The sequence below is a fragment of the Chryseobacterium sp. VD8 genome (assembly GCF_037149975.1).
GTDB classification, from domain to species: Bacteria; Bacteroidota; Bacteroidia; order Flavobacteriales; family Weeksellaceae; genus Chryseobacterium; species Chryseobacterium indicum.
This window is the reverse complement of sequence record NZ_JBBCQL010000170.1, coordinates 1-9,887: the sequence shown is the minus strand read 5'-3', so window position 1 is coordinate 9,887 and position 9,887 is coordinate 1. Positions and strand designations below refer to the sequence as shown.

Genomic DNA, 9,887 nt, shown 5'->3' with positions numbered 1-9,887 from the left:
ACAGAAGATACATCAATCAGCTCGATATTACCGCAAGCATCGGTTTTGAAGCCGATCTTCGGGGAAAATTAAAGGCGCAGGAAAAAGCTCAGCTGGCGTCATATTTAGGAACGGTTGCTGCACATAAAGCGGTAAAAAGTGACCTCGTGGCTTCAGTTGCTTCTGCATATTATCAGCTACTGACTTTTGACGAGCAGAAAAGAATCATTACAGAAACCATCAAAGTCCGTGAGCAGAATTTGGAAACTACAAAAGCCCTGAAAACAGCAGGAACTTTAACGGAAGTGGCTGTTCAGCAGAGTGAAGCGTTGGTGTATAATGCAAAATCCATGTTGATTGATATTGATACACAGATTCAGTTGTTGGAAAATACCATGAGCCTTTTACTGGGAGAACCTTCCCGTGCAATTGAAAGGTCTACGCTAACAGCCCAGACTGTTCCGATTGATGTAAAACTGGGATATCCCGCTCAATTACTAGCAAACAGACCCGATGTTATGAGAGCAGAATATAATTTAATGAATGCTTTTGAACTTACAAATTCTGCAAAAGCCCAGTTTTATCCTACATTAAAAATTACAGGAAACGGAGGAATTCAGTCTTTGGATATTGACCATTTATTCAGTGTAAATTCACTTTTCGCAAGTGTTGTAGGCGGTTTGGCACAGCCGGTTCTGAATAAAAGAACCATCAGAACCAATTACGAAGTAAGCCTTGCCAATCAGGAAACAGCCTATCTGAATTTCAGAAAAGCCATTCTTACTGCAGGAAAAGAAGTTTCTGATGCAATTAGAGTGTACTCTGTTCAGGATCAGTACATCGATTTAAAACAGAAAGAACTGGTGAATTATAAAAATTCCGTAAACTTTTCCCAGGAACTGGTCAATTACGGAATGGCGAATTATCTTGAAGTACTCAATGCCAGTGTCAATTCTTTAAATGCAGAATTGAATATTGCCAATGCACAGTACAGTAAAATGAAAGCCGGAGTAGAACTTTATCAGGCTCTCGGCGGCGGTTGGAAATAAACTCTGACTATAAAAGTAAAAAGAAAGCGCATACGGATTTATTTCAGTATGCGTTTTTTATTTGGTCTTAAAAAATTCATTTCTGCTAAAATATTTACAGATATTTCCATCAGTTTTTAAAGAAAATGTAATAAAATGTTTGTATATGTGGTTTAAATACTTACTTTTGTACGGCTTCGGAATTTTGAAGAAAATGAGAGGGGGATTAGCTCATCTGGCTAGAGCGTTAGACTGGCAGTCTAAAGGTGGTGGGTTCGAGTCCCATATCCTCCACAAAAATTGTTTAACTACTTGTAAACTATGAAGAAAATATTTTTACTTTTATTAACAGCTTTCTTATTCGTTGGTTGTGGCAAAGATGAAGATACGATTTATGATTTCATCGGAACCTGGGCGGGAACGTACGAAGGAACCGAGAAAGGCGACTGGAATGTGGTGGTAGCTACCGACGGAAAAGTAACCGGAACATTACATTCTGATCAGACAACAGAAAACTATTATATTTCAGGACATCTTAGCGAATCCGGAGATCTTGTTGCAACGATCGGTTTTCCTGAAGATGGCGAATTCAGAGGAACTTTCACAAGAGAAGACAAAAAAGCTACAGGAACATGGTCTAATGCCGTTCCTACGCCTACAAGATCCGGAACCTGGAAAGGTGCTAAAACTTCAAAATAAAAAGATTTTTATATAAAATATAAAGCTATCCTTCTGGGATGGCTTTTTTTATTAAGTTTTAAGCAGCGGTTATATGAAAAAGACTTTATTGGATTTATTTAAAGTATTTCAAAAGTCTGCAAAGAGAAAAAATCTTTGATTTTTTTAACTTATGTGCTCTTTTTTTTCAATTAAGTATTAAACTTAAAAAACTAAAGTGTTTAAATATTTTCCATCTTTTGTGGTAAAAAGTTTAAACATCTAATGTCTTTGTTAGGCTAAAAATCAACAGACAATTTTAAAAAGAAAACTTCGCATTCTTTAAGTTTAAAAAAATAATATCATTCAAATGAACAGTCTTAAAATTTTTGTGGTATTTCTTACTTCAGCTCTTTGAAAGCATAATTTTATTATATTTGTATAGATTGTAAAATTCAGGGAAATATGATGGATAGATTTTTAGTCAAAAAAAAGTTTGTTAAAAACATATTTATTGTATCGCTTTTTTCCGTATTTATCATTTCCTGCGGAAGTTCAAAAAATGCTGTAAAAAGACCTCCGGTTACAAAAACCGTTGCCAAATCTGAAAACCTCAGAAAACTCGATTCCAGATTTGACGGGAAAATTTCAAAATCCATCAATGAACTCCTGAAAGATGCAGAAAAATATTTAGGTGCGCCTTATAAATTCGGCGGAAACACTTCTTCAGGTTTCGATTGCTCCGGATTTACCGTAAAAGTTTTTGAGGAAAATGATTTCAAACTTCCGAGAAGATCCGCAGATCAGGCAGAAGCAGGATCTCAGATTGATATCAAAGATGTAAAACCGGGAGATCTTCTGTTTTTCGCAACAGCAGGAGGAAGCAGAGTTTCGCACGTTGGGATCGTTCACGACATCGGAAGTGACGGAGAAGTCAAATTTATCCACGCTTCCACATCAAAAGGCGTTATCATTTCTTCCTTAAATGAAACCTACTGGAACAAAGCTTATCTTCACGCGCAGAGAGTTCTGTAGTTTAAGTTGTTTAGCTGTTTTGTTTTTCAATGTTTTAAACAAAGTAAATTTCAATACCTTCTGATAATCAAAATATTACAACTGTTTTTTTATGTTGCCTTAATAAACAAAAAGGCATTGTATAACTTAAAAACATAAGATTTTTAAAGTAAAAGAGTTTTGCTCCTTTAAGAGCAGAATCTGTGTAGAAATAGTAATAAAAAACTTGTAGGATTGATATCTGTAATGCCACAATGTTCTAAAGATAGTGTTTCATGCTATCTAATACATCAATAGAAATGGGCTTTAACACATTTTAAATAATTAAGAATACACTTGGCTTTAGCTAAAACAGATCATAAATTTCCGCTTTAGCCGATTTTGATTTGCTTAAATCGCATGTGGCTTATGCAATTAAATTAAAACATTGTTTAAAGAATCCAGAATATTAAAATCATTCTAAACAAAATACTTTCAAAAGGTTTTGCTGATCTTTTTTGTATCTTTGGCAGCGTATAATTTTTCAATTTAATATTAAATAATAAACATGTCGTTACAACAAACTATTGAAAATATCTGGGAAAACAGAGAACTATTGCAGAATGAAGACAGCCAGAAGGCGATTAGAGAGGTGATTTCTTTGGTGGATAAAGGAGAACTTCGTACCGCAGAACCTACAGAAAACGGATGGCAGGTGAACGAGTGGGTGAAGAAAGCAGTAGTAATGTACTTCCCGATTCAGAAAATGGAAACGATTGAAGTCGGTCCGTTCGAATTTCATGATAAAATGCCTTTGAAGAGAAACTACGCTGAAAAAGGAGTGAGAGTTGTTCCGCATGCAATCGCAAGAGAAGGAGCTTATATTGCGCCGGGAGTTATTATGATGCCGTCTTACGTAAACATCGGTGCTTATGTAGATTCCGGAACCATGGTAGATACTTGGGCAACAGTTGGAAGCTGTGCGCAGATCGGTAAAAACGTTCACCTGAGTGGTGGTGTTGGTATCGGTGGTGTTTTAGAACCGCTTCAGGCTGCTCCGGTAATTATCGAGGACGATTGTTTCGTAGGATCAAGATGCATCGTTGTAGAAGGAGTACATGTTGAAAAAGAAGCTGTTTTGGGAGCTAATGTTGTTTTAACGGCATCTACAAAAATTATTGATGTAACGGGTGAAACTCCGGTTGAGATCAAAGGAAGAGTTCCTGCGAGATCGGTAGTTATTCCGGGAAGTTATACCAAAACCTTTCCTGCGGGAGAATATCAGGTTCCATGTGCATTGATTATCGGAAAAAGAAAGGAATCTACAGACAAAAAAACGTCTTTGAATGATGCGTTGAGAGAGAATAATGTTGCTGTTTAAGATGAATATTTTAAACTAAAACCTCACATCTTGAAAGAAAAAATTCTTAAAATATTGCTAAACCCTAAATACATATTTGGGGTTTATCTTATTATAGCTGTTGCAACGGCGTTATCCAAATATTTCAGAGGACCACAGGCGATTAACAATTATCTGATCTTCAAAAATGTTTTCGTAAATACCATCGAGCAGAAAAATCTCTACCTGCAGTATCCCGAAAGATACTTAGATTCAAATCATTACGGGATATTTTTCAGTATTCTGATTGCTCCTTTTGCTTTGATTCCCGATTGGCTTGGAATTTCTTTATGGAACGTTGCCAACGCAGCCATTTTCCTGTTTGCCATTTACAAACTTCCGTTTTCTGATGCTAAAAAAGCACTTTTTGCACTGCTTTGTCTTCAGGAATATATTACGGCAGCGGTAAGTCTTCAGTTCAATATTGCTTTGGTAGGATTGCTTATGCTGTCTGCCATTTTTATTTATGAAAAAAAAGAAGTACAGTCTGCTACTGCCATTTTAGTCGGAGTATTTGTAAAACTGTACGGAATTTTGGGACTTTCGCAGTTTTTCTTCATCAAAAACAAACTCAAATTTATTCTGTCCGGAATTGCAGTTGCGGTTTTATTTTTTGTATTACCGATGGCAATTTCCAGCCCACAGTTTGTTGTACAAAGCTATACAGACTGGTTCAATGCCTTGGCTGAAAAAAACGGGCTCAATCAAAGTCTGGATTCTTATCAGGACATTTCTCTAATGGGATTTGTAAGAAGAATTTTGCAGGATGCTTCAATTTCCAACCTTACTTTTATGGCTTTCGGAGCGCCCTTGTTCTTTTTGCCGTATGTGAGGATTAATCAATATAAGAATTATGCATATCAATTGATGATTCTAGCCTCAACACTTCTTTTTTTAGTATTGTTCAGTTCAGGATCAGAATCTCCAACGTACATTATTGCAGTAGCGGGAGTGATGATCTGGTTTTTCCTTCAGAAAAAAAGAACACCGCTTGTCTATGCTATGCTCATTTTTGTAATTATTCTCACCTGTTTTTCACCATCAGACTTATTTCCGAAATTTATTAAACAGAATTATATTGTTAAATATTCTCTAAAAGCTTTACCTTGCATCGTTGTCTGGTTCAGGATCATTTATGAACTGGTAACAAAAGACTTCGAAAAAGACTATAGCCTGAACTGATTATGAAAAAAATTTCAATTGTAATTCCTGCGCATAACGAAGAAGGAAACGTGGTTTTGGTACATCAGAAAATTAAAGAAGTTTTTGATGGACTGGATGATTACGGCTTTGAAATTATTTTCGTGAACGACGGAAGCCGCGACAAAACCCAGCAGAAGCTCGAAGAACTTTCCGCAAAATATGACGAAGTAAAATTTATTGAATTTTCACGTAATTTCGGACATCAACCCGCCGTAAGAGCAGGAATGGATAATGCTTTCGGAAATGCAGTCATTTCCATGGACGGCGATCTGCAGCATCCTCCCGAAATGATTCCGGAAATGATTAAAAAATGGGAAGAAGGCTACGATATTGTTTTCACGATTCGAACCTATCCGAAGCAGATTTCCTACTTTAAAAGAAAAACGTCCGACTTTTTTTATAAAATCCTGTCGAGCTTATCCGATGTTAATTTAACAAAAGGAGGCGGATCAGATTTCAGACTGATGGATGCGAATGCGGTCGAAGTAATGAGAACTTTCACCGAGGATGACCTCTTTTTACGGGGTTTAACCAGTTGGATGGGCTTTAAACAGACCGGAATTGAATTTACAGCCAATGAAAGACTTTCAGGCGAAAGCAGCTATAACCTCAAGAAAATGATCACTTTTGCATTTACGGGAATTACGGCATTCAGTGTAAAACCATTATATATTGCAGCCTATTTAGGATTTCTTTTTTCAGCATTTTCAATTGTCGGATATGGTTTGTACGTCATTTATTCCTTTGTGGCAGAAACAGAAATTTCAGGTTGGGCTTCATTAATTATGACCATCGTATTTTTTGGCGGTCTGCAACTGATTATTTTAGGAATTATGGGAATTTATTTAGGCAAAATTTTCAAACAGGTGAAAGAAAGACCCAATTATATCATCAAAAATAAAAATTTTTAAATGGTTTTATTAAGTTTTGACATCGAGGAATTTGATATGCCATTCGAATACAAAGGAGAAATTTCCTTTGAACAGCAAATCTCAATTTCACAGAAAGGTGTCGAAAGAATTTTAGATATTCTCAAAAAACACCATGCAAAAGCAACGTTCTTTTCAACCGTAGTTTTTGCAGAAAACAGCAGAGATCTTATCCGAAGATTATTAAATGAAGGCCACGAATTGGCTTCTCACACATGGTTTCATTCAGACTTTGAAGAAAAACACCTTAAAGAATCCAAAGAACGGCTCGAAGAACTGTTTTCAACGCAGGTTACAGGACTCAGAATGCCAAGAATGATGCCTGTAAGCAAAAATGCCGTGGAAAACGCAGGATACTCTTACAATTCCTCCATCAATCCCACCTATCTTCCCGGAAGATATAATAATTTAAAAATATCGAGAACTTATTTTAACGAAGGAAAAGTAGTGCAGATTCCGGCTTCCGTTTCACCCAACTTCAGAATCCCGTTATTTTGGCTGAGTTTTCACAATTTTCCATTGTTTTTCTACAAAAAACTGGCTTCAGACGTTTTGAAAAAAGATAAATATCTCAACATCTACTTTCATCCGTGGGAATTCGCCGAAATAAAAGATGAAGCCTTTAAATTACCCGGTTTTACCGTAAAAAATTCCGGAGATGATATGATAGAAAGATTTGATGAATTTGTTTCGTGGTTAAAAAGTAAAAATTATTCATTCGGAACATTTCAGGAATTTCAAAAACAAATACAGCCATGAAGATAGCATTTGATGCCAAAAGATTTTTTCACAACACTTCCGGTTTAGGGAATTATTCCCGCGATCTCGTTAGGATTTTAGCAAAGTATTTCCCTGAAAACGAATACATTCTGCTCAACAAAAACAAATCGGAAAGAGGTTCTGATATTTTAGAAAACTCCAACGTTCATTTTGTGGAAACTTCCAAAGGAAAAATGTCCCGACAGTTTAAAATGGGGAAGGATGCCCAAAAACAGAGCGCCGATATTTTCCATGGATTATCCGGCGAATTGCCTTTAAAATGGGATAAAAAACCTATCAAAAAAATTGTCACCATTCACGATCTTATTTTTGAAAGATATCCGCAATATTATTCTTTTTTCGACCGTAAAATTCACTTCTGGAAATTTAGGAAAGCTGCGAATTCTGCCGATAAAATCATTGCCATTTCAGAACAGACCAAGCGCGATATTATCCAGTTTTTAAAAGTTCCCGAATCGAGGATCGAAGTCATTTATCAGGGATGCCATAAAGCGTTTAAAGAACAGCAGTCCGAAGAATTCATTCAGAAAACCAAAGAAAAATACAGTCTTCCGGAAAAATTCATTCTCAATGTCGGAACCATCGAAGAACGTAAAAATCTTCTCAATGTAGTAAAAGCATTGAAAGACACGAATATTCCACTTGTGGTTGTCGGCAAAAAAACAAAATATTTCAGGAAAGTAGAACAGTTTGTACAGCAGCATAAAATCAGCGTGCAGTTTCTCGAAGGAGTTTCCATGGATGAACTCGCTGCAATCTACAAACTTGCCGATATTTTCGTTTATCCAAGCTTTTTCGAAGGCTTCGGAATTCCCGTCATCGAAGCATTATTTTCAAAAACAGTAGTTATTACAAGCAATACAAGCTGTCTTCCCGAAGCGGGCGGTCCAGATTCCGTCTATGTAGATCCGGAAAATCATCTTGATATCCAGTCTAAAATTAAATTTTTATGGGACAATGAATCCGAACGAAAACGTCGTGCTGATAAAGGTTTTGACTTTGTTCAGCAGTTCAATGACGAATCAATTGCCAATAACCTGATGAACTTTTACCGAAAAATTATTTCGTAAATTTTTTGGCAGTTTAAAAATAAGCCCTACATTTGTACCACAATTTTCAACAATGAAACCGAATTTTTTAACAGTACATCATTATCATCATCATCTCTGCTAAGACGGAATTGATTGATATGTACTTATGTTAAAAATCAAAATAATTAAAACCGTCTGAGTAAACAGGCGGTTTTTTATTTCTAAATTCATCCAGGGCAATTTATTTCCAAACCATCTTTTTACTCAGACACAACAAAAAAGTGAAATGAGTAAATTAAAAATAGCCATACAGAAAAGCGGTCGTCTTTACGAAGAATCTCTTCAGCTCTTAAAAGACTGCGGTATTTTCGTTAATAACGGAAAAGACCAGTTAAAAGTTTCCGTAGAAAATTTCCCGATGGAAATCATGTATCTAAGAAATTCAGATATTCCTCAGTATCTGGAAGACGGAGTGGTGGATATTGCCATTGTAGGAGAAAATCTTCTGGTAGAAAAACAGAAAAAAATTGAAATCGTTCAGCCTTTAGGATTTTCAAAATGCAGAGTTTCTCTGGCAGTTCCGAAAGAAATTGAAACCGATGACATCTCCTATTTTCAGGGGAAAAAAATAGCCACTTCTTATCCGAATACCTTGAAAAACTTTTTGGATAACAACAATATTTCTGCAGACATTCACATCATTTCAGGTTCTGTAGAAATCGCACCGAACATTGGTCTTGCCGACGGAATCTGCGATATTGTAAGCTCAGGAAGCACCCTCTTCAAAAACGGATTAAGAGAAACCGTTACCATTCTTACTTCTGAAGCCGTTCTGGCAAAAACATTCAGACTGGATGAAGAAAAAACCAGAATTCTTGAAAAATTTCTCTTCAGAATTAAAGCCGTTCTTAAAGCAAAAAATTCAAAATATATTCTCATGAACGTTCCGAACGACAAGATCGGAGAAGTTTCAAAAGCGCTTCCTGTGCTAAAAAGTCCGACGGTGATTCCGTTGGCAGAAGAAGGTTGGAGCAGCATCCATTCCGTGATAGACGAAGCGCGTTTCTGGGAAGTGATTGATGAACTGAAAGATAAAGGAGCGCAGGATATTTTAATAATTCCAATCGATAAAATGGTGATTTAATATGCAAGTAGAAAGATATCCTGAAAGGGAAAAATGGTCTGAATTAACAAAAAGACCCGTTATAAAAAGAGAAAGATTAACAGAAATCGTTGCCGGAATTTTCGATGAAGTGAAGAACAACGGAGATCAGGCGCTGATTGATTTTGCTAAAAAATTTGATTCCGCTGAAATAAACAACATTAAAATTTCTGAAGAAGAAATTGAAACCGCTGAAAATCTGATCAGTGAAGAACTGAAAACAGCCATTAAGGAAGCAAAATCAAATATTACCAAGTTTCACGCTTCACAAATTCCTACAATCGAAAAAATAGAAACGACAAAAGGAATAGTTTGCTGGAGAGAAAACCGAGCTATTGAAAAAGTAGGATTTTATATTCCGGGAGGAACAGCCCCGTTATTTTCTACGGTTTTAATGCTTGCCATTCCGGCTCAGTTAGCGGGTTGTAAAGAAATTATTCTCTGTACGCCACCCGATAAAAACGGCAATGTAAATCCTGCCATTTTATATACGGCAAAATTGTGCGGAGTAACGCAGATTTTCAAGACAGGAGGCGCTCAGGCAATTGCAGCAATGACTTTTGGAACCGAAAGCATTCCGAATGTTTATAAAATTTTCGGGCCGGGAAATCAGTATGTTGTAGCCGCTAAAGAATATGCGCAAAACTACAATATTGCCATTGATATGCCTGCCGGACCGAGTGAAGTTCTTGTGATTGCCGATGAAAAAGCAGTTCCTGAATTCTG

General features: G+C 36.4%; 10 protein-coding genes and 1 tRNA gene. All 11 read left to right on the top strand.

All coding sequences use genetic code 11. The annotated features are described in order from the left end of the window. Nucleotides 1–1,028 (top strand): TolC family protein (locus WFK35_RS16375; RefSeq protein ID WP_336733482.1); only part of this gene is annotated, 1,028 nt, incomplete at its 5' end. A 199-nt stretch (nucleotides 1,029–1,227) separates the two neighbouring features. Continuing rightward, nucleotides 1,228–1,301 (top strand) — tRNA-Ala (locus tag WFK35_RS16370). Between the two features lie 27 nt (nucleotides 1,302–1,328). Then, nucleotides 1,329–1,706 carry a hypothetical protein gene (locus tag WFK35_RS16365; protein ID WP_235130837.1) on the top strand — a complete coding sequence of 126 codons (378 nt, stop codon included), beginning with the start codon at nucleotides 1,329–1,331 and terminating at the stop codon, nucleotides 1,704–1,706. A gap of 423 nt (nucleotides 1,707–2,129) precedes the next feature. After that, entirely contained in the window at nucleotides 2,130–2,699 is a 570-nt protein-coding gene (locus WFK35_RS16360; RefSeq protein ID WP_336733481.1) for a C40 family peptidase, read from the top strand. Nucleotides 2,700–3,225: 526 nt separating this feature from the next. Next, nucleotides 3,226–4,038, top strand: coding sequence for a 2,3,4,5-tetrahydropyridine-2,6-dicarboxylate N-succinyltransferase (locus WFK35_RS16355; RefSeq protein WP_076390279.1), 813 nt, complete (start codon nucleotides 3,226–3,228; stop codon nucleotides 4,036–4,038). Nucleotides 4,039–4,068: 30 nt separating this feature from the next. Beyond that, complete coding sequence (locus tag WFK35_RS16350) at nucleotides 4,069–5,238, top strand: glycosyltransferase family 87 protein (protein ID WP_336733480.1); 1,170 nt, start codon at nucleotides 4,069–4,071, stop codon at nucleotides 5,236–5,238. 2 nt (nucleotides 5,239–5,240) lie between these two features. Continuing rightward, nucleotides 5,241–6,170, top strand: coding sequence for a glycosyltransferase family 2 protein (locus WFK35_RS16345; RefSeq protein WP_336733479.1), 930 nt, complete (start codon nucleotides 5,241–5,243; stop codon nucleotides 6,168–6,170). Next, nucleotides 6,171–6,947: a polysaccharide deacetylase family protein gene (locus WFK35_RS16340; protein WP_336733478.1), complete on the top strand. Its 777-nt coding sequence runs from the start codon at nucleotides 6,171–6,173 to the stop codon at nucleotides 6,945–6,947. Further along, nucleotides 6,944–8,038: a glycosyltransferase family 4 protein gene (locus tag WFK35_RS16335; protein ID WP_336733477.1), complete on the top strand. Its 1,095-nt coding sequence runs from the start codon at nucleotides 6,944–6,946 to the stop codon at nucleotides 8,036–8,038. The genes WFK35_RS16340 and WFK35_RS16335 overlap by 4 nt, the downstream gene beginning before the upstream one ends. 247 nt (nucleotides 8,039–8,285) lie before the next feature. Then, a complete protein-coding gene (gene hisG / locus WFK35_RS16330) occupies nucleotides 8,286–9,143 on the top strand; it encodes an ATP phosphoribosyltransferase (RefSeq protein ID WP_336733476.1) in 858 nt (285 codons plus the stop codon). A 1-nt stretch (nucleotide 9,144) separates the two neighbouring features. Next, the coding region (gene hisD / locus WFK35_RS16325) for a histidinol dehydrogenase (protein ID WP_336733474.1) at nucleotides 9,145–9,887 on the top strand (743 nt) is incomplete at its 3' end.